The sequence below is a fragment of the Micromonospora sp. NPDC005707 genome, assembly GCF_040631005.1.
Classification (GTDB): Bacteria; Actinomycetota; Actinomycetes; order Mycobacteriales; family Micromonosporaceae; genus Micromonospora.
On record NZ_JBEXYR010000023.1, the window covers coordinates 14,514 to 39,692 of the forward strand.

Genomic DNA, 25,179 nt, shown 5'->3' on the forward strand with positions numbered 1-25,179 from the left:
TCGTGGCGCGGCGCGTCCCGGGACGGTTCTCCTGTCCCGGGACGCGCCCGGCGCCGTCCGTCACGCGTTGCCCCCGGCCTTCTCGGCGGCCCGCGCGTTGCCCTTGGCGGCCCGGCCCGGCTTGCCGATGCCCTTGGCCGCCTCGGCGAGGGACTTCTTGACCCCGTCGAGCAGTTCCAGCCAGCTCGCCTCGAACTTCTCCACGCCCTCCCGCTCCAGGGTGGCGATCACGTCGGCCATGTCCACGCCGGCCGACTCCAGGTCGGTGAAGACCTTGCGGGCCGCGTCGTACGCGCCGGTGATGGTGTCGCTGCGGGTCTCGCCGTGGTCCGCGTAGGCGTGGATGACCGCCTCCGGCATGGTGTTGACCGTGCCGGGGGCGATCAGCTCCTCGACGTAGATGACGTCCCGGTAGTCGGGGTTCTTGGTCGAGGTGGAGGCCCACAGCGGGCGCTGCGGGTGGGCCCCCGCGTCGGCCAGCTTCTTCCACCGGTCCGAGCCGAAGACCTCGCTGTAGCGCTCGTACGCCAGCTGGGCGTTGGCGATGGCGGCCTTGCCGCGCAGCGCCTTGGCCTCGTCGGAGCCGATCTTCTCCAGCCGCTTGTCCACCTCGGTGTCGACCCGGGAGACGAAGAACGAGGCGACCGACCCGATCTTCGACAGGTCGTGGCCGTTCGCCTTCGCCTGCTCCAGACCGGCCAGGAACGCCTCCATGACCTGCGAGTACCGGTCCAGGCCGAAGATCAGCGTGACGTTCACGCTGATCCCCTCGGCCAGGGTCGCGGTGATCGCCGGCAGGCCCGCCTCGGTGGCCGGGATCTTGATGAACAGGTTCGGCCGGTCGACCAGCCACCAGAGCGCCTTGGCCTCGGCGACGGTCCGGTCGGACTCGTGGGCCAGCCGCGGGTCGACCTCGATCGACACCCGGCCGTCCACCCCGGCGCTCTTGTCGTAGGAGGGGCGCATCACGTCGCAGGCCCACCGCACGTCATACGTGGTGAGCATGCGGACCGCCTCCTCGACCTCGATGCCGCGGGCGGCGAGGTCGCGCAGCTGCCAGTTGTACTCGTCGGCGTCGCTCAGCGCCTTCGCGAAGATCGTCGGGTTGGTGGTCACCCCGGCCACGTGCGACTCGCGGCGGAGCTTGTCCAGCCCGCCGGAGCTCAGTCGTACCCGGGAAAGATCGTCGAGCCAGATCGCCACACCGGCGGCCTGGAGCTCGCTCAGCCTGTCCGTCATGCTGCCCACGCTCCCTCAGTTGCCGGTCGTGAAACCGGTGATGTCGCCCACCCGGGTCAGCGCCGCGTGCGCGGCGGCGACGATCCGGTCGGGGGTGAACCCGAACTGCTCGAAGAGCACGGTGTGCGGCGCGCTCGCCCCGTAGTGCTCCAGGCTCACGCACTCGCCGCTGTCCCCGACGATCGCCCGCCAGGACATGGCGATGCCCGCCTCCACGCTCACCCGTGCCTTTACCCCGCGCGGCAGCACCGACTCCCGGTAGGCCTCGTCCTGCTCGAAGAACCACTCCTGGCAGGGCATTGAGACGACCCGGGTGGGGGTGCCGTCGGCCTCCAGCCGCTCCCGGGCGGTGAGGCAGAGCTGCACCTCGGAACCGGTGCCGACGATGATCACCTGGGGCTTGCCGCCGGACGCCTCGGCCAGCACGTAGCCGCCCTTGGCGGTGCCCTCGGCGCCGGCCAGGTCGGTGCGGTCGACGGTCGGCAGCGCCTGCCGGCTGAGCGCCAGCGCGGTGGGGCGGTCGGTGTGCTCCAGGGCCTGCCGCCACGCCCAGGCGGTCTCGTTGGCGTCGGCCGGGCGGACCACGTCGAGGCCGGGGATGGCGCGCAGCGCGGTCAGGTGCTCCACCGGCTGGTGGGTCGGGCCGTCCTCGCCGAGGCCGATCGAGTCGTGCGTCCACACGTAGACCACGGGCAGCTTCATCAGCGCGGCGAGCCGCACCGAGGGGCGCATGTAGTCGCTGAACACCAGGAACGTGCCGCCGTACGGGCGGGTGCCGCCGTGCAGGGCGATGCCGTTGAGGATCGCGCCCATGGCGTGCTCGCGGATGCCGAAGTGCAGGGTGCGGCCGTACTCGTCGCCCGGGAAGTCCTTGGTGGCGTGCACCGCCGGGATGAAGGACGGCTCGCCCTTCATCGTGGTGTTGTTGCTCTCCGCCAGGTCGGCGGAGCCGCCCCACAGCTCGGGGAGCACCGGGGCGAGCGCCTCCAGGACCTTGCCGGAGGCGGCCCGGGTGGCGACGCCCTTGGCGTCGGCCGGGAAGGTCGGCACCGCGTCCGCCCAGCCGGTCGGGAGCGTGCGGGTGGACATCCGCTCCCACAGCGCCTTGCGCTCCGGGTTGGCCTGCGACCAGGCGTCGAACGCGGTGGTCCACGCCGCCTGCGCCTCGGCGCCCCGCTCCATCACCTGACGGGCGTGCTTGAGCACCTCGTCGTCGACCTCGAAGGTGCGCTCCGGGTCGAAGCCGAGGATCTGCTTGGTGGCCTTCACCTCGTCGCCGCCGAGCGCCGAGCCGTGGATCTTGCCGGTGTTCTGCTTGTTCGGGGCGGGCCAGCCGATGATGGTGCGCAGCGCGATGAAGGAGGGGCGGCCGGTCTCCGCCTTGGCGGCCAGCAGCGCCTCGTAGAGGGCTTCCACGTCCTCGTGGTAGTCGCCCTGGTCGGCGTCGCCGCGGCGCCAGTCGACCGTCTGGACGTGCCAGCCGTACGCCTCGTAGCGGGCCGCCACGTCCTCGCTCTTGGCGATCCGGGTGTCGTCCTCGATCGAGATCTCGTTGTCGTCGTAGATCACGCAGAGGTTGCCGAGCTGCTGGTGGCCGGCGAGGGCGCTGACCTCGTGGCTGATGCCCTCCTCGATGTCGCCGTCCGAGGCGATGCACCAGATGTCGTGGCGGAACGGGGAATCGGCCCGATCCGGGTCGGGGTCGAACAGGCCGCGCTCGCGGCGGGCCGCCATCGCCATGCCGACCGCGTTGCCGAGGCCCTGGCCGAGCGGGCCGGTGGTGGTCTCCACGCCCGGAGTGTGGCCGTGCTCCGGGTGCCCCGGGGTGAGCGAGCCCCACTGGCGCAGCGCCTTGAGGTCCTGCAGGGCCAGCGGGTAGCCGGAGAGGAAGAGCTGGATGTAGAGGGTCAGGCTGGAGTGCCCGGCGGAGAGCACGAACCGGTCCCGGCCGGGCCAGTTCGGGTCGGCCGGGTTGTGCCGCATGACCCGGTTGAAGAGCAGGTACGCCGCCGGGGCGAGGCTCATGGCCGTGCCCGGGTGGCCGTTGCCGGATTTCTCCACGGCGTCCATGGCCAGCACGCGGACCGTGTCGACGGCCCTGCGGTCGAGGTCGGACCAGTTGAGAGCGGGAAGCTCGGGTCGGTTGGCAGCCACGATGGTTGTGCTCCTCGGCAGATGGGCGGAACCCTCACTGATGACCCTATCGAGCGGCCCTAAACGTCCGCCCGGGGATCTCTGCATGCTGGTCTGTACGTCTCCGACCGGATCAGCCGTTCAACCGGGGATGTGACGGCCCGCACCGTTGCCGGGTCTGCGGGGCAGCCAAAACGACGCCGCGTAGTGTGTGGGGCGGTGTGTGGACCCGGAGGGGTCCGAGCCGACACCGACCTCCCCCGCCGAAGCCGGAAGGTGGCAATCCGTGAGCATGATCACCGAGCGCCCCGTCAGCGACTCTGCCGGGCACCCGCCGGTGAGCACGGTGGCGGAGGGGCCGGCGACCGGCCGGCGGGACGTGCGGGCCGTGGTGGCCGCGTACGTGGCGCTCACGAAGCCGCGGATCGTCGAGCTGCTGCTGGTCACCACCGTGCCGGCGATGATGCTGGCCGACGGCGGCATGCCGGCGCTCTGGCTGGTGGCCGTGGTGCTGGTCGGCGGCTCGCTGGCCGCGGGCGCGGCCAGCGTCCTCAACTGCTACATCGACCGTGACATCGACCAGTTGATGCGGCGCACCAAGCGCCGGCCGCTGCCCGCGCACACGGTGTCGCCGCGCAGCGCGCTGATCTTCGGCCTGGTGCTCGCGGTGATCTCGGTGGCGCTGATGGCCGCCGCCACCAACTGGCTGGCCGCCGGGCTGACCCTCGCGGCGATCGCCTACTACGACCTGGTCTACACGCTCTGGTTGAAGCGCACCACGGCCGCCAACACCTTCTGGGGCGGCGCCTGCGGGGCGGCGCCGGTGCTGATCGGCTGGGCGGCGGTCACCGGCTCCCTGGCACCGGAGGCGTGGGGCCTGTTCGCGGTGGTCTTCTTCTGGCAGATGCCGCACTTCTACGCCCTGGCGATCAAGTACAAGGCGGACTACGCGCGGGCCGGCATCCCGATGCTGCCGGTGGTGGCCTCGGTCCGCCGGGTCAACGCGGAGATCATCCTCTTCTCCTGGCTGACCCTGCTCTCCTCGCTGGCGGTCTGGCCGCTCGGGATGAGCCCGATCTACGGCGTGACCGCGCTGGTGGTCGGCGGGATCTTCGTCGTCGAGGCACACAAGCTCTGCCGGCGCGCGGCGCGCGGCGAGGCGGTCAAGCCGATGCGGCTCTTCCACTGGTCCACCACCTACCTCACCATCCTGTTCGCGGCCGTCGCCCTCGACGCCCTGCTCTAGTCGCTTTCCGGCGCTCACCGGGGTGGATGAGTTCCCCGTGTCGCGGATTTCATCAGAATTTTTTTCGGCCTGAGCCGGACGGGCTCAACCCGGACAGACTGTGACGATCTCCCCCGCCCGTTTTGGGCCGGCATAAGCGACATGTACGGGCGAATTACCTGTGGTCTTCCTTAAACCAGTAGGTAATTGGCATCACATTCAGTTCATCGTTCTCGCACATCCGAGTGGATGTCTGCTTAGGCTTCGCGTCATGGCAGATGGTTCCGATACGACGCTGACGGCTGACAAGACCGGCGAACAGGCCCCCAACGGCCTGGTCGCGGGCATCAAGTCGTTCGCCGCCGAACACGGCGGGGCGAAGGCGGTCATCGAGTACGTCGGCAAGCGCGGCGCACGAATCGTCCTCGTGGGTTCCGACGGGGCGTGGGCCGACCAGTTCGCCGACGGCACCGACACCGCGCGGCAGGCCTGCTCCAAGGCAGGAGTGACCGTCGAGAACGCCTGGGAGCGTGAGCTGATGGACCAGATGCGTCCGAGCAACGACCTCTGGCGGTCGATGGCCCGGCGCACGATGGCCCGTTGACATAAATTGACCAACCACCACCAGCCGACCCGGGGGAAACCCCGGGTCGCTCTCGTCACCTGCACCGCCCTTCCCGACCTCGACCCGGACGACCGGCTCGTGCTCGACCCGCTCGCCGCCCGCGGCGTCGCCGCCGAGGCGGTCGTCTGGGACGACCCGGCCGTGGACTGGTCCGGCTACGACCTGGTCGTGCTCCGCTCGCCCTGGGACTACGCGCTGCGCCGCGACGAGTTCGTCGCCTGGGCGCGCACGGTGCCCACCCTGGTCAACCCGGCCGACGTGGTCGCCTGGAACACCGACAAGCGCTACCTGGCCGAGCTGTCCGCGGCCGGCGTGCCCACCGTGCCGACCGCCTGGGTCGAGCCCGGGGCGGACTGGACCCCGCCGGCCGACACCGGGGAGTACGTGCTCAAGCCGGCGGTCAGCGCCGGCAGCCAGGACACCGGCCGGTACGACCTGGCCGACCCGGAGCACCGGGAGCTGGCCGTGGCGCACGTGCGGCGGCTGTCCGCCGCCGGCCGGGTCACCATGGTCCAGCCGTACCTGGAGGCGGTGGACACCGCCGGGGAGACCGCGCTGCTCTTCCTGGCCGGGCCGGACGGCCTGGCGTTCAGCCACGCGATCCGCAAGGGGCCGATGCTGACCGGCCCCGACCGCGGCGTGGCCGAGCTGTACAAGGAGGAGCGGATCGACGCCCGGGCGGCCACCCCGGAGCAGCTCGACACGGCGGAGAAGACCCTGGCCGTCGTGCCCGGCGGCACCGAGCGGCTGCTCTACGCCCGGGTGGACCTGATCCCCGGCCCGGACTCCTCGCCCGTCCTGGTCGAGTTGGAGCTGACCGAGCCGAGCCTGTTCGTCGGTTACGCCGACGGCGCCCCGGACCGGCTCGCCGCGGCGATCGCCACCCACCTGGCCCGGCGGTCCTGACCTCGCGCCCGGCCCGCGCCGAGCGGGCCGGGCCCGACCTCACTCCCCGTCGCAGTGGTTGCGTTCCCAGCGGCCGCCGATCGGTGGGGTGTCCAGCCGGACCGCCGCCTCGTTCCCGGCGAGGTCGTTGTCCTCCACCCGGCAGGACACGCAGCTGCCCGCCTCGGTGATCCACAGCCCGTAGGTCTGGGTGTGCTCCTCCCGGTGCCAGATCCGGTTGCCCCGCACGGTGGCCGAGTCGAACGGGGCGTTGATCGCGATCCCGGCGCGCTCCGGCGGCCCGGCGGGCAGCTCGTACGGCGTGCCCGGCGCCGGCGTGGCCTCGTTCCAGCCGGTAGCCCCGTCGGGCCGCACCTCGGCCAGGGACAGCTCGTCGCCGGTGTTGTCCGCGACGACCGCGGTCCGCGAGTCGACCCGCAGGACCTTGCCCCGGTGCCCGCCGGGCGGCCAGTCCGCCGTCCCGTCGGTGACCCGGCGCTGGGCGTAGCGCACCGTCGCGCCGGCGCCGTGGCACGCCGGCGCGGACCGGCGCCCGTTGTCCCGGATCCGGTTGTCCACCACCGCGGCGTCGGTCATCGGCCGGTCGATCCGGATCCCGTCCAGCGCGTTGTCCCAGATGTGGTTCCCCTGGATCACCACGTCCTCGGCGGGGCCCCGGTAGCCGTGGCCCAGGTCGTGCTCGTGGTAGCCGTAGCCGCCGTTGCGGCTGATCCGGTTGCCCCGGATCACGTACGGACCGGGGGTGTTGCCCATGCTGATCCCGTCGCCGACGTTGCGGTCGATCACGCAGTCGGTCAGCAGCCCGCCGCGGCCGGCGATCCCGGCCGTGCCGTTGGCGGAGACGTCGAAACCCGCCTCCAGGTTGTTCGTCAGGGTGCAGGCCGAGACGATCAGCCCGTCGGCCCCCCAGTCGGAGATGCCGAACCGGTTCGCCTGGCTGTGGCACCCGACGATGCGGAAACCGCGCGGGGGCGGCCAGTAGTCCTTCTGCAGCTCCAGGAAGATCCCGTTGGTCCCGTTGCCCACCGTGGTGCAGTTGGCGATGGTGAGCCGCTCCACGTCGCCCCAGCCGCCGATGCCGACGCCGATGCCCGCGCCGCCCATCTGCTCGCCGTTGTCCAGCCGGCCGCAGCCCACCACGACCACCCCGTCGATCAGGCCGTCCTGGAGGAAGTCGCAGCCCAGCCCGGTCGCCCCGGTGTGGTGGATGTAGAGGTTCCGGAAGACGCCACGCACCACGTACTGGAGGCCGAGGCCCTTGGCCAGGTAGTTGTACTGGGTCATGCCGACACCGGAGCCGTCGATCTCGAAGTCGGTGAAGGAGCAGTCGGCGATGTGCCGGTCCCGGTCCGCGCCGTGCTGCACCGTGGTCCAGAACGCCAGCGGGACGGGATCGTTCCGGTTGCCCTCGTTGCTGAGCAGGAACCGGGTCGCGGCGGGCCCCGCGCCGATTAGCGACACGCCGCTGCGCCAGACGGTGCCGGCGTCCCGGATCGAGTAGATGCCCGGCGGGCAGTAGATGACCCGCGCCCGGCCGTCGGCGGCGTACCCGTCACCCAGCCGTTCCACCAGGGCGGCCAGCGCCGGCTGGTCGTTGGTCACGCCGTCACCGGTGAGCCCGAAGTCGAGGGCGTCGCACCACAGCGGCGCGCCGGCCACCGGCGTCAGCCGCTGCGGGACGGTCGTGGTCAGGCCCTTGCGCGACACCGGCGGGCTCCCCTCGGGCGGACGATCCGTGGCGCGGACCGCATTCCCGCTGCCGCCCGGGGGTAACGCCGGGGGGAGCGCCGCGGGCGGCGCTCAGGCGGCGGCGGTGACCGGCTGGCCGGCCGGCGCGGCGGCGGCCGGGGCGGGCGGGGCGGCCGGACGCCGCTCCCGGGTGGCCCAGAGCACGCCCAGGGTCGCCAGCAGCACCAGGCAGGAGCCGAGCATGTGCGCGGCGACCAGCAGGGCGGGCAGGTGGGTGAAGTACTGCACGAAGCCGATCAGGCCCTGGCCCAACTCGACCGCGACCAGCAGCCCGGCGGCCCGGGCGGCCCGGGCGGCGCCCACCGCGCGGAACGCGAAGAGCAGCGCCACCGAGAGGCCGATCAGCAGGAACACCCCGTCGGCGTGCACCTGGGAGATCGCCTCCGGGTCCAGGCCGTTGCGGGCCGCGCCCTGGTCGCCCGCGTGCGGCCCGCTGCCGGTCACCCAGGTGCCGATCACCAGCACGGCCGCGCTGACCACGGTGGTGAGCAGAGCGAGGGTACGCAGCGGCGCAGGCACGGACGGGACGACCGGCCCGTCGGGCTCGACGGTGCGCCGCCAGAGCGCGTACGCGGCGGCGATCACCACCATCGAGGCGAGGAAGTGCAGCCCGACCACCCACGGGTTGAGGTTCGTGAGCACGGTGATGCCGCCGATCACGGCCTGGGCGGGGATGCCGAACAGCACGCCGATCGCCAGCGGCAGCACCCCGCGCGGGCGGGTCCGCTGGGCCAGCACGGCGAGCACCACGGCCAGCGCGATGACACCCACGGCGAAGGTGAGCAGCCGGTTGCCGAACTCGATCGCCCCGTTGACGCCCATCTCCGGGGTGGCGATGTACGACTCGTCGGTGCACCGGGGCCAGGTGGGGCAGCCGAGCCCCGAGCGGGTGAGCCGGACACCCCCGCCGGTGACCACGATCGCCACGTTCGCGATGATCGAGGTGTACGCGAGGCGGCGCAGCAGCGTGGGGGAGACCGGGAACCGGGCGAAAGCCTTCACGGAGCGAATCCTACGCACCGTAGTGGAACCCGATCGGGTGACTCCGGCACACCGGTGGTCGGGATCACCGGACCCCGGGTTTGCGGGCCTCCGGCGAATTACGTAACGTTGTCGTTGTGAAAAACGCGGCGGCGCTCTCCGGGCAGCAGCCGGCGACCGCACCGGTCGCCGGGTCGCGGCGCGGCGCCAGGCGCGCCGAGCCGGAGCTGTCGCAGGCCGCGTCCACCGACCTCTCCACCCGTGACCGGGTCACCCAGCTGCTGCTGGAGCAGGGCGCGACGACCGCCGCGCAGCTCGGCTCGGCGCTCGGGCTCAGCCCGGCCGCGATCCGCCGGCACCTCGACGCCATGCTCGCCGACGGCGACGTGGAGGCCCGCGAGCAGGTCGTGCGGGGCAGCCGGGGGCGGGGCCGGCCGGCCAAGGTCTTCGTGCTGACCGAGGCGGCCCGGGTGCGCTGCGGCACCCACCACTACGACAACATCGCCACCGCCGCCCTGCGCTGGATCGCCCGCACCGGCGGCTCGCCGGCCGTCGAGGCGTTCGCCGCCGAGCAGGTGACCGCGCTGGAGGAGCGCTGCCGCGCCGCCATGGAGGACGCCGGCGACGAACCGCTCGCCCGGGCGGAGGCGCTCGCCGGGGCGCTGACCGCCGAGGGCTACGCTGCCAACGCGTCCACGATCGCCTCCGGCGGCCAGCTGTGCCAGCACCACTGCCCGGTGGCGCACGTGGCCGCCGAGTTCCCCCAGCTGTGCGAGGCCGAGACCGCGGTGATCTCCCGTCTGGTCGGCACCCACGTGCAGCGCCTGGCCACCATCGCGCACGGCGACGGGGTGTGCACCACGCACATCCCCACCCAGCCGCGTGCCCAGTCCGGTAACACCGTCACCACTGTGAGGACAGATAGATGACCGAGCAGATCGTCCAGCCCCTGACCCAGGAGGAGCAGCTCGCCGCTCTGGGTCGCTACGAGTACGGCTGGGCCGACCCCGACGTCGCGGGGGCGTCCGCCCAGCGCGGCCTCAACGAGGCGGTGGTGCGGGACATCTCGGCCAAGAAGAACGAGCCGGCCTGGATGCTCGACCTGCGCCTCAAGGGCCTGCGGCTGTTCGGCCGCAAGCCGATGCCGGCGTGGGGCGCGGACCTCACCGGGATCGACTTCGACAACATCAAGTACTTCGTGCGGTCCACCGAGAAGCAGGCCACCAGCTGGGAGGACCTGCCGGAGGACATCAAGAACACCTACGACCGGCTGGGCATCCCCGAGGCGGAGAAGCAGCGGCTGGTCGCCGGCGTCGCGGCGCAGTACGAGTCCGAGGTCGTCTACCACAAGATCCGTGAGGACCTTGAGGAGCAGGGTGTCATCTTCCTGGACACCGACACCGCGCTGCGCGAGCACGAGGACATCTTCAAGGAGTACTTCGGCACGGTGATCCCGGTCGGCGACAACAAGTTCGCCGCGCTGAACACCTCCGTCTGGTCCGGTGGCTCGTTCATCTACGTGCCGAAGGGCGTGCACGTGGAGATCCCGCTGCAGGCCTACTTCCGGATCAACACGGAGAACATGGGCCAGTTCGAGCGGACGCTGATCATCGTCGACGAGGGTGCGTACGTGCACTACGTCGAGGGCTGCACCGCGCCGCTCTACTCCTCGGACTCGCTGCACAGCGCGGTCGTGGAGATCATCGTCAAGAAGAACGCCCGGTGCCGTTACACGACCATCCAGAACTGGTCGAACAACGTCTACAACCTGGTGACCAAGCGCGCCGTCTGCCACGAGGGCGCGACCATGGAGTGGGTCGACGGCAACATCGGCTCCAAGGTCACCATGAAGTACCCGGCGGTCTACATGACCGGCGAGCACGCCAAGGGCGAGGTGCTCTCGGTGGCCATGGCCGGCGAGGGCCAGCACCAGGACGCGGGCGCCAAGATGGTGCACGCCGCGCCGCACACCTCCTCGACCATCGTGTCGAAGTCGATCGCCCGGGGCGGCGGCCGCACCTCCTACCGGGGCCTGGTGCAGGTGCTGGAGGGCTCGCACAGCAGCCGGAGCACGGTCAAGTGCGACGCGCTGCTGGTCGACACCATCTCCCGCTCCGACACCTACCCCTACGTCGACATCCGTGAGGACGACGTGTCGATGGGGCACGAGGCGACCGTCTCCAAGATCAGCGACGACCAGCTCTTCTACCTGATGAGCCGGGGCCTGAGCGAGGACGAGGCGATGGCCATGATCGTGCGCGGCTTCATCGAGCCGATCGCCAAGGAGCTCCCGATGGAGTACGCCCTGGAGCTCAACCGCCTGATCGAGCTCCAGATGGAGGGGGCGGTGGGCTGACCGCCGCGCGGCCCGGACTCGTCCCGCCGCGTCGCGACCAGCGCGACCGACCCTCCGATCAATCGCAGAACAGACCAAGGAAGAGATGACTACCCAGGCTTCCGCGCCGCCCGCGACCAAGTCGCAGGCGCTCCGCTCGTACGACGTCGCCGACTTCCCGGCCCTCACCGGCCTGGAGGAGGAGTGGCGCTTCACCCCGCTCAAGCGCCTGCGCGGCCTGCTCGACGGCGCCGTGACGGACGAGTCGGCGCACTGGCCGGCCTACGAGTACGGGCAGCTCCCCGAGGGGGTCACGGTCGGCACGCTGGCCAAGGACGACCCGCGCCGGGGCAGCGTGCTGGTCCCGTTCGACCGGATCAGCGCCCGCGCCTACGGCGAGTCGGACCTCGGCCAGCTGGTGCAGGTGGCCCGGGAGGCGGTGGTCGCCGAGCCGGTGATCGTCACCGTGCACGGCGGGCCCTCCGACGTGGTGGCCTTCGCGCACACCTTCGTCGAGATCGGCGCGCTCTCCGAGTCGGTCCTGGTCCTGCGGCACGTCGGCTCCGGCACGCTGGCCGACAACGTCGAGGTGTCGGTGGGCGACGGCGCGAAGCTGACGCTGGTCACGATCGCGGACTGGGCCGACGACGCCGTGCAGGCGCAGCACCTCAAGGTCAAGCTGGGCCGCGACGCCAAGGTGATCCACGTCCAGGTGAGCCTCGGTGGCGACCTGGTCCGGCAGTACACCTCGGTGGAATACGCCCAGCGCGGCGGCGAGGCCGAGCTGTACGGCGTCTACTTCGCCGACTCCGGGCAGCACCTGGAGCACCGGCAGCTGGTCGACCACACCGTGCCGGACTGCCGCAGCTACGTCGGCTACCGGGGCGCCCTGCAGGGCGACAGCGCGCACACGGTCTGGGTCGGTGACGTGCTGATCCGGGCCGAGGCGACCGGCACCGACACGTACGAGATCAACCGGAACCTGCTGCTCACCGACGGCGCCCGGGCGGACTCGGTGCCCAACCTGGAGATCGAGACCGGCGAGATCGCCGGCGCCGGGCATGCCAGCGCGACCGGCCGCTTCGACGACGAGCAGCTCTTCTACCTCATGGCCCGGGGCATCCCGGAGGGCGAGGCCCGCCGCCTGGTGGTCCGCGGCTTCTTCGCCGAGCTGATCAACAAGATCCCGGTCGACGACCTGCGCGAGCGGCTCGGCGACGCGATCGAGGCCCGCCTCGCCAAGGCCGGCGCCTGATGATCAAGATCTGCTCGACCGAGGACGTGCCGAAGGGCACCGCGATCAGCGCCGACGTCGACGGCACGCAGATCGCGATCGTGCACGGCGAGGACGACGCGTTCTACGCCGTGTACGACGAGTGCTCGCACGCCGCGGTGGCCCTCTCCGAGGGTGAGGTCGACGGGTGCACGCTGGAATGCTGGCTGCACGGATCCCGTTTCGACCTACGGACCGGTGAGCCCACCGGGCTGCCCGCCACCGAACCCGTTCCCGTCTATCCCGTCGAAGTCCGCGAGGGCGACATCTACGTCAGCCTGACGCCGAGCAATGGAGTGACCCGCTGATGAGCACCCTGGAGATCCGCGACCTGAAGGTGTCGGTCAAGCTGCCCGAGGGTGAGCTCAAGCCGATCCTGGCCGGTGTCGACCTGACCGTGAAGTCGGGCGAGACCCACGCCATCATGGGCCCGAACGGCTCCGGCAAGTCGACGCTGGCGTACTCGATCGCCGGCCACCCCAAGTACGAGATCACCGGCGGTTCGGTGACCCTCGACGGCGAGGACGTGCTGGCCATGTCCGTCGACGAGCGGGCCCGCGCCGGCCTCTTCCTGGCCATGCAGTACCCGGTCGAGGTCCCCGGCGTCTCGGTGGCCAACTTCCTGCGCACCGCCAAGACGGCCATCGACGGCGAGGCGCCGAAGCTGCGCACCTGGGCCGGCGAGCTGCGCGGCGCCATGGAGAAGCTCCAGATGGACCCGGCGTTCGCCCAGCGCAACGTCAACGAGGGCTTCTCCGGCGGCGAGAAGAAGCGGCACGAGATCGTGCAGCTGGAGCTGCTCAAGCCGAAGATCGCCATCCTCGACGAGACCGACTCCGGTCTCGACGTGGACGCGCTGCGCGTGGTCAGCGAGGGCGTCAACCGGGTGCGCGACACCGGCGACACCGGCCTGCTGCTGATCACCCACTACACGCGGATCCTGCGCTACATCAAGCCCGACTTCGTGCACGTCTTCGTGGCCGGCCGGATCGTCGAGCAGGGCGGCCCGGAGCTGGCCGACAAGCTCGAGGAAGAGGGCTACGAGCGGTACGTCGCCGGGGCCGGCTCGGCGCGGGCCTGAGCTCCGATGACCTCCATCGCGATCCCGTCGGGCATGCCGCAGTACGACGACGTGCCCCGCTACGACGTGGCACGGGTGCGGGCCGACTTCCCGATCCTGGACCGGGAGGTCAACGGGCACCCGCTGGTCTACCTCGACAGCGCCAACACCTCGCACAAGCCGCGGCAGGTGCTCGACGTGCTCGCCGAGCACTACGCGCGGCACAACGCCAACGTGTCCCGCTCGGTGCACACGCTGGGCACCGAGGCGACCGAGGCGTACGAGGGGGCCCGGGCGAAGATCGCCGCGTTCATCAACGCGCCGAGCGTGGACGAGGTGGTCTTCACCAAGAACTCCACCGAGGCGATCAACCTGGTGGCGTACGCGTTCTCCAACGCCTCGCTGCGCCCGGACGCCGACCCCCGGTTCCGGCTCGGGCCCGGTGACGAGATCGTGATCTCCGAGATGGAGCACCACTCGAACATCGTCCCGTGGCAGCTCCTCGCCGAGCGGACCGGCGCGACCCTGCGCTGGTTCCCGGTCACCGACCACGGCCGGCTCGACGAGTCCGGCCTGGACGACCTGGTCACCGAGCGGACGAAGATCGTCTCGCTGGTGCACATGTCCAACATCCTCGGCACGGTCAACGCCACCTCGCGGATCACCCAGCGGGTCCGCGAGGTGGGCGCCCTGCTGCTGCTCGACTGCTCGCAGTCGGTGCCGCACATGCCCATGGACGTGGTCGACTACGACGCGGACTTCATCGTGTTCACGGGTCACAAGATGTGCGGCCCGACCGGCATCGGTGTGCTGTGGGGCCGGGGCGAGCTGCTCGCCGCGATGCCCCCGGTGTTCGGCGGCGGCTCGATGATCGAGACCGTGTCGATGGCGCGTTCGACGTTCGCCGCGCCGCCGGCCCGGTTCGAGGCGGGCACCCCGCCGATCGCCGAGGCGGTCGCGCTCGGCGCGGCGGTCGACTACCTCACCGGGATCGGGATGCCGGCCATCCAGTGGCACGAGAAGGAGCTGACGGCGTACGCGCTGGACGCCCTCTCCACCGTGCCCGGGCTGCGGATCTTCGGCCCGAACGTGCCGGTCGGCCGGGGCGGGACGATCTCCTTCGCGCTCGGCGACGTGCACCCGCACGACGTCGGGCAGGTGCTCGACTCGCTCGGTGTGCAGGTCCGGGTCGGGCACCACTGCGCCAAGCCGGTGTGCAACCGGTTCGGCGTGCCGGCCACCACCCGGGCGTCGTTCTACCTGTACACCACGACCGAGGAGATCGACGCGCTGGTGGCCGGTCTCGAGCAGGTGCGGAAGGTGTTCGACTGATGCAGCTCGACCAGCTCTACCAGGAGATCATCCTGGACCACTACAAGCACCCGCACGGCCGCGGCCTGCGGGACGCGACGGACCCGGCCGCCCGGGTCGGGGAGGCGCACCACGTCAACCCGACCTGCGGCGACGAGATCACCGTGCGGGTGACCACCGACGGCAAGGTGTTCACCGACATCTCGTACGACGGGATGGGCTGCTCGATCAGCCAGGCGTCGGCCAGCGTGCTGCACGAGCTGCTGCGCGGCCGGGCCGCCGACGACGCCGGCGTGGTGCATGAGGCGTTCGTCGAGTTGATGTCCGGGCGTGGCCAGGTCACGCCCGACGAGGACGTGCTCGGAGACGGGGTGGCGTTCGCGGGTGTCGCGCGCTACCCGGCCCGGGTGAAGTGCGCGCTGCTGTCGTGGATGGCGTTCAAGGACGCCGCGGCACGCGCCGGGGTGGGCGTGAGCCCGGAGGTGAAGGCATGAGCAGCGAAGAGACCACCTCGACGCCGGAGACCGGCGCGGTGGCGACCGACGGCGCGGCCCCGGCCGGCGACGTTCCGGCCAACGGTGCCGCGGCGGCCGACGGTGCGGCGGGTGGCGGCAAGCCCGCGATCGACGACATCGAAGAGGCGATGAAGGACGTCGTCGACCCGGAGCTGGGCATCAACGTGGTCGACCTCGGCCTGGTGTACGGCATCCACGTCGACGATCAGAACGTCGCCACCCTGGACATGACGCTGACCTCGGCGGCGTGCCCGCTCACCGACGTGATCGAGGACCAGGCCCGGCAGGCGCTGACCACCGGCCCGGGCGGCGGCCTGGTCGACGACATCCGGATCAACTGGGTCTGGCTGCCGCCGTGGGGCCCCGACAAGATCACCGACGAGGGCCGGGACCAGCTCCGCTCCCTCGGCTTCAACGTCTGACCGGTTCCCCCGGTCCCCGTCGAGCGCGACACCCCCTGCGGGTGCCGCGCTCGACCCGTTCCACCCCGCGTGGGCAGAGCCCGGATCAGCGGTTGTCGCCGCTGCCACCCAGCACGCCACGGCCCTGGCGGCTGGCCAGCTTGGCCAGGTTGGCCGCCGCGACGTCGTCCAGCGACAGATCGAGGTAGTCGGCGAGCACCGCCACGTACCAGAGCACGTCACCGAGCTCCTTCGCGATGTCGGCCCGGTCGATCCGCGACTCGTCGCTGTCGAGGTCCCGGACCCACTTCTTGAACTTCTCGGCGATCTCACCGGATTCGCCGACCAGCCCGAGCACCAGGTGGAGCAGCTCGTTCGGCTTGTCCCGTGGAGCGGCGGTACGCAGGGCGCCGCGCTGATAGTCGTCCAGGTCCAATTCGGCGCTCCACCGGATCTTGGTAGCGAACGGCCCCCTACCGGGCCGGTTCCGTCCATGATCCCAGAGGGACCGGGCTCGGGAAAACGGGTGGCGGCGTCGGGGAGGTGCGGGCACGATGGGCGCGTGATCGAGGCGTACCCGAAGCAGGCTCCTGTCCGTGCGGCCACTGCCGCGCGTCGACAGCGCACCCTGCCGCCGGCCGCCTCGACCCGCCGCCCACCGTCGTGACCGGGGCGTTCCTCGCCGGTCTGGTGGCCGGCTACGGCGTCGCCGTGCCGGTCGGCGCGATCGCGATCCTCATCCTCGGGCTCAGCGCCCGCACCTCGTTCCGGGTCGGCGCGGCCGCGGCGCTCGGGGTCGCCACCGCCGACGGCCTCTACGCGGCGGTGGCCGTGCTGGGCGGCGCGGCCGTCGCGTCCGTGATCACGCCGATCGCCGGGCCGCTGCGGCTGGTGGCCGCGGCAGTGCTGTTTGCCCTTGCCGCGCACGGCGCGTGGCGGGCGCTGCGCTCCCGCTCCGAGGCCAGGGCCGCCACCGTCAACCGCGGCCTGGACACGGCCGGGCGGGCGTTCGCCGGCATCCTGGCCCTGACCCTGCTCAACCCGGCCACCGTCATCTACTTCGCCGCGCTCGTCCTCGGGCGCAACGACGCGACCGGCCGGGACCCCGTGGGCGCGGCGCTCTTCGTGCTCGGCGCCTTCCTCGCCTCGGCCAGCTGGCAGTTGCTGATCGCCGGCGGCGGCACCCTGGTGGGCCGGGTCCTCACCGGACCCCGGGGCCGCCTGGTGACCGCGCTGGCGTCCAGCGCGATCATCGCCGCGCTCGCCGTCGCCACGCTGCTGGGCTGACCCGCGGCGACCGCCGTCCTGTCAGGAGTGTCAGCTGTCCGGCTGATGTGAAGAATTCCCTGGTCCGCCTAGGGTCTGTGACCATCTGTGGATCATCCGCGTACGCCCCGTCGATCCGGGCGCGTGCGCGGCTCCACCCACTCCTCACCGAGCAGGGGGACGACGACTGATGATCACTCTGGTACGACGACCGCACCGGTCGACAGACCGTCGGGCGCGACGCGGGCGGATGGCAGGTCTCCTGGTCGCCGCGCTGGCGGCGGCGGTGCTGCCGGCGCTGGCGGCACCGGCCCCGGCCGGCGCGGCCCCGCCCTCCGGGGGCCCGTGGCACAAGGTGGACGGCAAGCCCGCGCCGACCAAGGCCGGCCGGAAGGCGACCGTGCACGCCGACCGGCTGACCACCTACACGCTGGACCGGCAGAGCATGAAGGGCGTGCTCGACAAGGCGCCGCCGGAGCGGAGCCCGTCCCTCCGCCCATCGGCCCAGGTCGTGACGCTGCCGGCGCCGAACGGGACGTTCCAGCGCTTCGAGCTGGTGGACTCGCCCGTCATGGAAGCGGGCCTGGCCGCGGCGCACCCCGAGATCAGCACGTACGCCGGTCGTGGCCTGGACGACCCGACCGCGACCGTGCGCGCGGACCTGACTCCGCTCGGCTTCCACGCCTCGGTCCGCTCGGCGGCCGGGAACTGGTACGTCGACCCCTACTACCACCTGGACCAGAGCCTCTACGCGAGCTACTTCGTCCGCGACCTGGCGAACCCGCACGGCGACCTCGTCGAACGGGAGGACGTCATGGCGGCCGCCCAGGCCCTCGAGGGCGAGGTGGGTGTGGCACCCACCGAGGTCCCCACCGGACCGTCGGTGACGCTGCGCACCTACCGGGTGGCGCTGGTGACCGACCCCTCCTACGCCACCTTCTTCGGCGGCGCGGAGAACGTCACCGCGGCCAAGGTCACCCTGATGAACCGGGTCACCCAGATCTACGAGGACGAGACCGCGATCCGGCTCGTGCTGATCAACGACACCGAGAAGACCAACCTCAACACCCCGGCGCTCGCCACCGAGCCCAACGGCCCGTGCGGCGCGGCGGCCTGCTTCACCCCGGCACAGCTCAGCTCCTGCGGTAGCGGGACGCTCAGCCGTAACCGCATCGTCCTCGGTCAGCTCGTCGGCGCCGGCAACTACGACGTGGGCCACATCGGCCTCGGCGTCAACGGCGGCGGCGTGGCCAGCCTCGGCGTCATCGGCGGCAACGGCAAGGCCCAGGGCTGCACCGGCCTGCCGACACCGGTCGGTGACTTCTACGCGGTGGACTACGTGGCGCACGAGATGGGCCACCAGTTCGCCGGCAACCACACGTTCAACGGCAACCAGTGGAACTGTTCGGGCGGCAACCGGAGCGCGGCCAACTCGTACGAACCGGGCAGCGGGTCGTCCATCATGGCCTACGCGGGGATCTGCCAGCAGGACAACCTCCAGCCGCACAGCGACCCGTACTGGTCGCACCGCAGCTACACCGAGATCACCAACTACGTCACCTCCACCCGCCCGGCCATCAACGAGGTGCAGACGGTCTCGCTGCGCGACTTCGACACCGACGGCGACACGTTCACGGTGTCCTGGAACGGCGTCGAGTCCGCGCCGATCGTGCGGGGGGTCAACTACAGCACGGCCGGCATCAAGGCGGCCGTCGAGGCGATCACCGGCTGGCCGGCCGGTGCGACGGTCACGGTGGCCGCGTTCGGCGGCAGCGGCGCGCTCAACGACACCGGCTTCCAGGTCACCTTCGGTGGCACGCTGGCCGCCACCAACGTCGCCCCGCTCGCCCTCACGGGCCTCTCCGGCGCGTCCGGGTTCGTCGGCGAGACCGCCAAGGGCGGCGCCATCGACAACGGCGGCTTCCTGGCCGAGGTGACCGCCAACCACGCGCCGGTGGTCACCGTGCCGGACACGGTCACCATTCCGGTGCGTACCCCGTTCGCGCTGTCCGGCAGCGCCACCGACTCGGACGGCGACACCCTGACGTACCTGTGGGAGCAGAACGACCGGGGCGGCGCCGCCGGCACCGCGCTGGTGAACAACACCAAGGTCAACGGCCCGCTGTTCCGGGTGTTCGGCACGGCCGCCAACGTCTCGCCGAGCGACACCCTGGAATACCACTCGCCCGGCCTGAACGCGGTTTCCACCGACCCGACGCGGGTGTTCCCGGACCTGACGCAGATCCTGGCGGGCAACACGAACGCCAGAACCGGCGCCTGCCCGGCCGCGCCGGCGCCGCCGGCCAGCGGTGGCGCCACCAACGTGCCGGCGGACCTCGTCGACTGTTACTCGGAGTTCCTGCCCACCCGGGACTGGGTCGGGTTGGCCAACGACCGGACCATGCACTTCAAGCTCACCGCCCGGGACGGCCGGCCGGGTGGCGGCGGCGTCGGCAGCGCCGACGCCGCCGTGGTGCTGGCGCCGGACGCCGGGCCGTTCCTGGTCACCTCGCAGGGTTCCGCCGCCGTCCTGGACGGCGGCTCGACGCAGGCGGTCACCTGGGACGTGGCCGGAACCGACGCGGCGCCGGTGAACGCCGGCCAGGTGAAGATCACGCTCTCCGCGGACGGCGGGAAGACCTTCCCGTACGTGCTGGCCGAGAGCACCCCGAACACCGGTAGCGCGACGGTGAGCCTGCCGAACGTGGCGACGAAGCAGGCGCGGATCCGGATCGAGGCGGTCGGCAACGTCTTCTTCGACCTGAACGACGCCGACCTCACGATCCGGGCCGTGCCCGTGGTGTCGAACGACGCCCCGGCGGGCGGGGCAGCCGTCCAGTACAGCGACGGTCTCGCGCCGACGGTCCGGGTCACGGCGACCGACGCGGACACCGTCGGGGCGGAGCTGACCGCGTCCGCCGCCGGCCTGCCCGCCGGCCTGTCCCTGGCCGTGTCGGCCACCTCCGGCACCGGGACGCCGGGCACGCGGAGCTGGACGGTGACGGGGACCACCGGCGCGGCGCCGGGCGACTACCCGGTCACCGTCACGGTCACCGACGGCACCGGCCTGGTCGCGGCCACCTCGTTCACGATCCGGGTCGCCGCGGAGGACGCGGCGGCGAGCTGGGCCGGCGACACCCTGGTGACCACGAACGGCGCCACGGGCCGGGCCCTGCTGCGGGCCGTCGTCCGGGACAGCGCGGTGCTGCCCGGCGCGACGGACACCACCGCGGGGGACATCCGCACCGCCACGGTCACCTTCGCCGAGGGCGGCGTGCCGCTCTGCACCGGCGTGCTCGACCTGCTCGGTGCGGACAGCGGCAGCGCATCGGCGTCGTGCGAGGCGACCCTGCCGGCGGGTAGCCACACCGTCACCGCGACGGTCGGCGGCCACTACACGGGCGGCACCAGCGCCCGGGTGACCGTGGCGGCCTCCGACGGGTCGTTCCTCACCGGCGAGGGCGCACTGGCCGCGGGCCGGTCCGCCGGCCGGTATCCGGCGGCCGCCGGATCGCCGGTGACCGTCGACCTGGCCGCGAAGGCGGCCCGGCCCGGTAAGAGCCCGACCGGTTCGGCGACCGTCGGGTTCCGCTCCGGCGGCCGGAGCTACGAGATCCGGGGCACGGCCGTCGAGGGTGTCGGCCTGGCCGGGGACGGCGGGGCCGCGCAGGTGCGTTACCGGGCCGACCTGGTCGACCGCACCGGCACGGTGGTGGCCGGCGGGCTGACCCTGGCCGTGACGGTCACCGACCGGGGTTCCCCCGGCCGGAAGGACAGCGTCGGGATCACCCTGTGGCAGGGGGGTGCGCTGCTCTTCTCGTCCGACTGGACGGGGGCCGGCACCGCCGAGGTGAAACTGACCGGCGGGAACCTCACCGTCCACTGACGGCGGGTAACGCGGGAGGGCGCCGGTCCGGTGTCCTCCCGCGTTCCGTCTCCCCGTGGTGTCCGGGCGCGCCCCGGTGCCGTACCGTCGTCGCATGAGCAGCCGACCCGCGGCCGGGGGCGGCCGGTGGGTCGAGGTCGACCCGACCCGCGTCGCCCGCTGGGTCGAGGGCTTCGCCGAGCGGCACGGCCCGCCCACCACGACCGTCGAGGGGTACGGCCTGCTGCTCAGCGCCCCCGACGGCGCCACGGCCGAGCTGCACACCCCGCCCGGCGCCCCGGCCACCGCCGACGTGCCCGGGTTCGTGGCCGCGGCCGGCGCGCCCCGCCGCCTCGGCCTGCTGCTGGCCCGCAAGGGCGCGGTGGCGGTCGGCGTCGCCGAGGGCCCCGACCTGGTCGTCTCGAAGGTGGACACCCGGTACGTGCAGGGGCGCACCGCCGCGGGCGGCTGGTCCCAGCAGCGCTTCGCCCGGCGGCGGGACAACCAGGCGAAGGCGGCGCTGGGTGACGCGGCCGAGCTGGCCGTACGCCTGCTGTTGCCGGAGGCGGAGCGCCTGACGGCCGTGGTCGGCGGCGGGGACCGGCGGGCCGTGGACACGGTGCTGGCCGACCGGCGGCTGGCCCCGCTGGCCGCCCTGCGCGCGGAGCGGCTGCTCGACGTGCCCGAGCCCCGGCACGCCGTGCTGGTCGGCGCGGTGGCCGCCGCCCGCGCGGTGCGGATCCTGGTCCGCGACCCGGCCCCCGACGGCGCCCGCTGACCCCCCCCGTCGGGGCCGGACATGGCGGGACCCCGGCGCCGGGGTGGTCGCCGGGGTCCGGTGTGTCGGGCGTTACTGGGTGCCGCCGAAGGTGTCGCAGGCCTTCGGGTCGCCGGTGGAGAAGCCCTTGGTGAACCACTGCTTGCGCTGCTCGGAGGTGCCGTGGGTGAACTCGTCCGGGTTCACCGGCCGGCCGGAGCGCTGCTGGATCGCGTCGTCGCCGATCTTCTCGGCCGTGTCGATCGCCTGCTGGATGTCCTGGTCGGTGATGCTCTTGAAGATCTTCTGGCCCTTCTCGTCGGAGGTGCCGGTGGCGTTCTTCGCCCAGGCGCCGGCGTAGCAGTCGGCCTGGAGCTCCAGCTTCACCGACAGCGTGTTGGCGTTCTGCGGGTCGCGCTGCTGCTGGCGGCGCATCTGCGCCTCGGTGCCGAGCAGGTCCTGCACGTGGTGCCCGTACTCGTGGGCCAGCACGTACGGCTGGGCGAACTCGCCCTCGGCGCCGAGCTGGTCGGCGAGCAGGCGGTAGAAGGTGAGGTCGATGTAGACCAGGTCGTCCGCGGGGCAGTAGAACGGGCCGACCCCGGAGTCGGCCGCGCCGCAGCCGGTGCTCACGTTCTGGCTGAAGAACACGGTCTTCGACGGCTTGTACTGGTCACCGAAGACCTGCGGCAGGGCGGTCCGCCAGTACGCCTGGATCGAGTTGACGTAGAGCGTGTTGCGGCAGTCGAGCTGCTCCAGCGCGTCCTGCGCGGAGCACTTCTGCTCCAGCGAGGTGTTGTCGCCCTGCTCGGAGCCGCCGCCGTTGGTGGCCGCGTTCAGCCCGAAGCCGCCGCCCACCAGGGCGACCACGACGGCGATGATGATGCCCACGATCCCGCCCCGGCCGCCGCCGATCGGGATCGGTATGCCCATCCCGCCGCCTCCGCCGGACCCTCGCCGATCCTCCACCTGGCTGGTGTCGACCCGCGCGTTCTCGTTCAGCTCCATGTTGACCCCGATCACCGATTAGTCCGTGTGTGGTGGTTGCGGTACCGGACCGGGTCCGGACGGGGTTTTCGGTACCCGATGATCTTGCGCGGTAATCCGCCGGGCCGCCCGGGGAGCGCCCGGTACAATTGGCGCGTGCTGCGCTGCGAAGGCTGAACGGCCCCGCGCCGACGGGAAATCATGACCCGCCGGCGCTTTCGCGTGCCCTGAGTCAGCCCTTCGCCGAACCCCGAGAGCGAGTACCTCGACATGATCAACGCCACCGGCCTGGAACTGCGCGCCGGTTCCCGGATCCTGCTGTCCGACACCACGCTGCGGGTGCAGCCGGGTGACCGGATCGGCCTGGTCGGCCGCAACGGCGCCGGCAAGACCACCACGCTGAAGGTGCTGGCGGGGGAGGGGCAGCCCTACGCCGGGCAGATCGACCGGCGCAGCGCGATCGGCTACCTGCCGCAGGACCCGCGCACCGGCGACCTGGAGGTCACCGGGCGGGACCGGGTGCTCTCCGCCCGCGGCCTGGACGTCCTCATGGCGCAGATGAAGGAGCTGGAGGAGAAGCTCGCCGAGGGCGCCGACGACGAGCGGCTGGTCCGCCGCTACGGCGCGCTGGAGGACCAGTTCGCCTCCCTGGGCGGCTACGCGGCCGAGGCCGAGGCGGCCCGGATCTGCGCGAACCTCGGGCTGCCCGACCGGGCCCTGGCGCAGACCATCGGCACCCTCTCCGGCGGCCAGCGCCGCCGCATCGAGCTGGCCCGGATCCTGTTCCGCGACGCCGGCGAGAACGGCGGCGGCATCCTGCTGCTCGACGAGCCGACCAACCACCTCGACGCCGACTCGATCACCTGGCTGCGCGGCTTCCTCGGCAACCACAAGGGCGGCCTCATCGTGATCTCCCACGACGCCTCCCTGCTGGAGGCCGTGGTCAACAAGGTCTGGTTCCTGGACGCCACCCGCTCCGTGGTCGACGTCTACAACCTGGGCTGGAAGGCGTACCTGGAGGCGCGGGAGACCGACGAGCGGCGCCGCCGCCGGGAGCGGGCCAACGCCGAGAAGAAGGCCGGCGCGCTGATGGCCCAGGCGGACAAGATGCGGGCCAAGGCCACCAAGACCGTCGCCGCGCAGAACATGGCCCGGCGGGCCGAGAAGCTGCTGTCCGGCCTGGAGGACGTCCGGGTCGCCGACAAGGTGGCGAAGGTGCGCTTCCCCACCCCGGCGCCGTGCGGCAAGACCCCGCTCACCGCCTCCGGCCTGTCGAAGTCGTACGGGTCGCTGGAGATCTTCACCGACGTGAACGTGGCGGTGGACCGCGGCTCCCGGGTGGCGATCCTGGGCCTCAACGGCGCCGGCAAGACCACCCTGCTGCGGATGCTCGGCGGCCTGCTCGAACCGGACACCGGCGAGGTGCGCCCCGGGCACGGCCTGCGGCTCGGCTACTACGCGCAGGAGCACGAGACGCTGGACGTCGAGCGGACCATCCTGGAGCACATGCGCAGCGCCGCGCCGGAGCAGACCGACACCGACCTGCGCCGCATCCTGGGCGCGTTCCTGTTCTCCGGCGAGGACGTCGACAAGCCGGCCGGGGTGCTCTCCGGCGGCGAGAAGACCCGGCTGGCCCTGGCCACCCTGGTCTGCTCCGGCGCCAACGTGCTGCTGCTGGACGAGCCGACGAACAACCTCGACCCGGTCAGCCGCGAGCAGGTGCTGGACGCGATCGCCCGCTACCCGGGCGCCATCGTGCTGGTCACCCACGACCCGGGCGCGGTGCTGGCGCTGAAGCCCGACCGCGCCATCCTCCTCCCCGACGGCGACGAGGACGCCTGGTCCGACGACCTCCTGGAACTGGTCGAACTGGCCTGACCCCCGTCAGGGGAGCAGGTGGGGGAGGACGCCGGAGGTGGTCAGGATGACCACGCCGAGGGCGATGAAGACGGCCGGGACCAACCAGTGGCCGGCGCGGCCGACCAGGGACACCACCCGGGGGTGGTTGCCGAGCAGGGCGGCGGCCGCGCACCAGACGGCCACCAGGGCGGCGAAGACCAGCAGCCAGGCCAGGCCGGTGGCCGGGTCGAGCGAGCGGAACACCGGCACGTAGACGGCGACGTTGTCGGCGCCGTTGGCCACCGTCACCCCGGCCACGCCGAGCAGGCCGCCGACCACGGCCGGCGGCTCGTCGTCGCCGCGGCGGGCCAGCAGGGCGCGGACGCCCAGCGCGATCGGCAGCAACCCGAGCAGGCCGGTCCACGGATCGGGCACCACCAGCAGCCCGGCGGCGACCACCACCGCGACCCCGACCAGCGCGCCGATGCCCGCGTACTGGCCGGCGACGATCTGCCAGGGGAGGGGCCGGCCGGTGCGCCGGGCCGCCACGAAGAACACCGTGAGCACGACGATGTCGTCGATGTTGGTGGCGGCGAAGACGCCCGCGGCGGCGGCCGCCGCGGCCAGCAGGTCGATCACCCGAGGAGCGTACGGCTCGGCCGGCCGGTCGGCCTCTCATGATCCGGCCGGCCGACGCCGGCTGGGCCGGTCA

General features: G+C 72.3%; 22 protein-coding genes. 15 read left to right on the forward strand and 7 right to left on the reverse strand.

What is annotated here, in order from left to right; all coding sequences use genetic code 11:
• Positions 1–60: 60 nt before the first annotated feature.
• Positions 61–1,239 (reverse strand): transaldolase, encoded by a 1,179-nt coding sequence (gene tal / locus ABZ452_RS30240; RefSeq protein ID WP_357950144.1) that lies wholly within the window; start codon positions 1,237–1,239, stop codon positions 61–63.
• Between the two features lie 15 nt (positions 1,240–1,254).
• Positions 1,255–3,393: a transketolase gene (gene tkt, locus ABZ452_RS30245; RefSeq protein ID WP_357950147.1), complete on the reverse strand. Its 2,139-nt coding sequence runs from the start codon at positions 3,391–3,393 to the stop codon at positions 1,255–1,257.
• Between the two features lie 265 nt (positions 3,394–3,658).
• Here tkt and ABZ452_RS30250 point away from each other — a divergent pair, with 265 nt between their 5' ends.
• The 3 genes from ABZ452_RS30250 (at position 3,659) to ABZ452_RS30260 (ending at position 6,128) form a co-directional block, all read left to right on the forward strand.
• Positions 3,659–4,618 (forward strand): heme o synthase, encoded by a 960-nt coding sequence (locus tag ABZ452_RS30250; protein ID WP_357950150.1) that lies wholly within the window; start codon positions 3,659–3,661, stop codon positions 4,616–4,618.
• Between the two features lie 250 nt (positions 4,619–4,868).
• Entirely contained in the window at positions 4,869–5,201 is a 333-nt protein-coding gene (locus ABZ452_RS30255) for a hypothetical protein (protein ID WP_357950153.1), read from the forward strand.
• Positions 5,202–5,207: 6 nt separating this feature from the next.
• Positions 5,208–6,128: a hypothetical protein gene (locus tag ABZ452_RS30260; protein ID WP_357950156.1), complete on the forward strand. Its 921-nt coding sequence runs from the start codon at positions 5,208–5,210 to the stop codon at positions 6,126–6,128.
• Positions 6,129–6,167: 39 nt separating this feature from the next.
• On the opposite strand, the gene ABZ452_RS30265 is transcribed toward ABZ452_RS30260, so the two are convergent.
• On the reverse strand, positions 6,168–7,835 hold the full coding sequence (locus tag ABZ452_RS30265) for a right-handed parallel beta-helix repeat-containing protein (RefSeq protein WP_357950159.1): 1,668 nt from the start codon (positions 7,833–7,835) through the stop codon (positions 6,168–6,170).
• A 93-nt stretch (positions 7,836–7,928) separates the two neighbouring features.
• Positions 7,929–8,897, reverse strand: coding sequence for a COX15/CtaA family protein (locus tag ABZ452_RS30270; protein ID WP_357950162.1), 969 nt, complete (start codon positions 8,895–8,897; stop codon positions 7,929–7,931).
• 98 nt (positions 8,898–8,995) lie between these two features.
• On the opposite strand from ABZ452_RS30270, the gene ABZ452_RS30275 reads away from it, so the two are divergent.
• The 8 genes from ABZ452_RS30275 to ABZ452_RS30310 all read left to right on the forward strand — a co-directional run bounded on the left by ABZ452_RS30275 (position 8,996) and on the right by ABZ452_RS30310 (position 15,774).
• A complete protein-coding gene (locus tag ABZ452_RS30275; protein WP_357950165.1) occupies positions 8,996–9,787 on the forward strand; it encodes an HTH domain-containing protein in 792 nt (263 codons plus the stop codon).
• Entirely contained in the window at positions 9,784–11,214 is a 1,431-nt protein-coding gene (gene sufB / locus ABZ452_RS30280) for a Fe-S cluster assembly protein SufB (RefSeq protein ID WP_154227702.1), read from the forward strand. The genes ABZ452_RS30275 and sufB overlap by 4 nt, the downstream gene beginning before the upstream one ends.
• 85 nt (positions 11,215–11,299) lie before the next feature.
• On the forward strand, positions 11,300–12,448 hold the full coding sequence (sufD, locus tag ABZ452_RS30285) for a Fe-S cluster assembly protein SufD (protein WP_357950167.1): 1,149 nt from the start codon (positions 11,300–11,302) through the stop codon (positions 12,446–12,448).
• The gene (locus ABZ452_RS30290; RefSeq protein ID WP_357950170.1) at positions 12,448–12,774 is read left to right on the forward strand and encodes a non-heme iron oxygenase ferredoxin subunit; all 327 of its coding nucleotides are present in this window, start codon (positions 12,448–12,450) and stop codon (positions 12,772–12,774) included. The genes sufD and ABZ452_RS30290 overlap by 1 nt, the downstream gene beginning before the upstream one ends.
• Entirely contained in the window at positions 12,774–13,547 is a 774-nt protein-coding gene (gene sufC, locus ABZ452_RS30295; protein WP_357950172.1) for a Fe-S cluster assembly ATPase SufC, read from the forward strand. Before ABZ452_RS30290 ends, sufC begins: the two co-directional genes overlap by 1 nt.
• A 6-nt stretch (positions 13,548–13,553) precedes the next feature.
• Positions 13,554–14,858 (forward strand): cysteine desulfurase, encoded by a 1,305-nt coding sequence (locus tag ABZ452_RS30300; protein ID WP_357950175.1) that lies wholly within the window; start codon positions 13,554–13,556, stop codon positions 14,856–14,858.
• Positions 14,858–15,331, forward strand: coding sequence for a Fe-S cluster assembly sulfur transfer protein SufU (gene sufU / locus ABZ452_RS30305; RefSeq protein WP_357950177.1), 474 nt, complete (start codon positions 14,858–14,860; stop codon positions 15,329–15,331). The genes ABZ452_RS30300 and sufU overlap by 1 nt, the downstream gene beginning before the upstream one ends.
• Positions 15,328–15,774 carry a metal-sulfur cluster assembly factor gene (locus ABZ452_RS30310; RefSeq protein ID WP_357950180.1) on the forward strand — a complete coding sequence of 149 codons (447 nt, stop codon included), beginning with the start codon at positions 15,328–15,330 and terminating at the stop codon, positions 15,772–15,774. Before sufU ends, ABZ452_RS30310 begins: the two co-directional genes overlap by 4 nt.
• An 85-nt stretch (positions 15,775–15,859) precedes the next feature.
• On the opposite strand, the gene ABZ452_RS30315 is transcribed toward ABZ452_RS30310, so the two are convergent.
• Entirely contained in the window at positions 15,860–16,189 is a 330-nt protein-coding gene (locus ABZ452_RS30315; RefSeq protein WP_357950183.1) for a nucleoside triphosphate pyrophosphohydrolase family protein, read from the reverse strand.
• Positions 16,190–16,416: 227 nt separating this feature from the next.
• On the opposite strand from ABZ452_RS30315, the gene ABZ452_RS30320 reads away from it, so the two are divergent.
• From ABZ452_RS30320 to ABZ452_RS30330, 3 genes are all read left to right on the forward strand, one after another.
• A complete protein-coding gene (locus tag ABZ452_RS30320; protein ID WP_357950186.1) occupies positions 16,417–17,040 on the forward strand; it encodes a LysE family transporter in 624 nt (207 codons plus the stop codon).
• Between the two features lie 229 nt (positions 17,041–17,269).
• Positions 17,270–20,905, forward strand: coding sequence for a M12 family metallo-peptidase (locus tag ABZ452_RS30325; RefSeq protein ID WP_357950189.1), 3,636 nt, complete (start codon positions 17,270–17,272; stop codon positions 20,903–20,905).
• A gap of 94 nt (positions 20,906–20,999) precedes the next feature.
• Positions 21,000–21,662 carry an acVLRF1 family peptidyl-tRNA hydrolase gene (locus ABZ452_RS30330; protein WP_357950192.1) on the forward strand — a complete coding sequence of 221 codons (663 nt, stop codon included), beginning with the start codon at positions 21,000–21,002 and terminating at the stop codon, positions 21,660–21,662.
• A gap of 72 nt (positions 21,663–21,734) precedes the next feature.
• Here ABZ452_RS30330 and ABZ452_RS30335 read toward each other — a convergent pair whose 3' ends face one another.
• Complete coding sequence (locus tag ABZ452_RS30335) at positions 21,735–22,649, reverse strand: neutral zinc metallopeptidase (RefSeq protein WP_357950278.1); 915 nt, start codon at positions 22,647–22,649, stop codon at positions 21,735–21,737.
• Positions 22,650–22,898: 249 nt separating this feature from the next.
• Between ABZ452_RS30335 and ABZ452_RS30340 the strand changes: the two genes are divergently transcribed.
• Entirely contained in the window at positions 22,899–24,506 is a 1,608-nt protein-coding gene (locus ABZ452_RS30340) for an ABC-F family ATP-binding cassette domain-containing protein (RefSeq protein WP_357950194.1), read from the forward strand.
• Between the two features lie 6 nt (positions 24,507–24,512).
• Here ABZ452_RS30340 and ABZ452_RS30345 read toward each other — a convergent pair whose 3' ends face one another.
• The gene (locus ABZ452_RS30345; RefSeq protein ID WP_357950196.1) at positions 24,513–25,106 is read right to left on the reverse strand and encodes a cadmium resistance transporter; all 594 of its coding nucleotides are present in this window, start codon (positions 25,104–25,106) and stop codon (positions 24,513–24,515) included.
• Between the last annotated feature and the right edge of the window lie 73 nt (positions 25,107–25,179).

Excerpts from the sequence above, each read along its gene's own strand:
- ABZ452_RS30310 (WP_357950180.1), top strand. The coding sequence starts at position 15,328 with ATGAGCAGCGAAGAGACCACCTCGACGCCGGAGACCGGCGCGGTGGCG.
- ABZ452_RS30330 (WP_357950192.1), top strand. The coding sequence starts at position 21,000 with ATGAGCAGCCGACCCGCGGCCGGGGGCGGCCGGTGGGTCGAGGTCGAC.
- ABZ452_RS30255 (WP_357950153.1), top strand. The coding sequence starts at position 4,869 with ATGGCAGATGGTTCCGATACGACGCTGACGGCTGACAAGACCGGCGAA.
- tal (WP_357950144.1), bottom strand. The coding sequence starts at position 1,239 with ATGACGGACAGGCTGAGCGAGCTCCAGGCCGCCGGTGTGGCGATCTGG.
- sufB (WP_154227702.1), top strand. The coding sequence starts at position 9,784 with ATGACCGAGCAGATCGTCCAGCCCCTGACCCAGGAGGAGCAGCTCGCC.
- sufC (WP_357950172.1), top strand. The coding sequence starts at position 12,774 with ATGAGCACCCTGGAGATCCGCGACCTGAAGGTGTCGGTCAAGCTGCCC.
- sufU (WP_357950177.1), top strand. The coding sequence starts at position 14,858 with ATGCAGCTCGACCAGCTCTACCAGGAGATCATCCTGGACCACTACAAG.
- sufD (WP_357950167.1), top strand. The coding sequence starts at position 11,300 with ATGACTACCCAGGCTTCCGCGCCGCCCGCGACCAAGTCGCAGGCGCTC.
- ABZ452_RS30325 (WP_357950189.1), top strand. The coding sequence starts at position 17,270 with ATGGCAGGTCTCCTGGTCGCCGCGCTGGCGGCGGCGGTGCTGCCGGCG.
- ABZ452_RS30300 (WP_357950175.1), top strand. The coding sequence starts at position 13,554 with ATGACCTCCATCGCGATCCCGTCGGGCATGCCGCAGTACGACGACGTG.
- ABZ452_RS30290 (WP_357950170.1), top strand. The coding sequence starts at position 12,448 with ATGATCAAGATCTGCTCGACCGAGGACGTGCCGAAGGGCACCGCGATC.
- ABZ452_RS30335 (WP_357950278.1), bottom strand. The coding sequence starts at position 22,649 with ATGGAGCTGAACGAGAACGCGCGGGTCGACACCAGCCAGGTGGAGGAT.
- ABZ452_RS30340 (WP_357950194.1), top strand. The coding sequence starts at position 22,899 with ATGATCAACGCCACCGGCCTGGAACTGCGCGCCGGTTCCCGGATCCTG.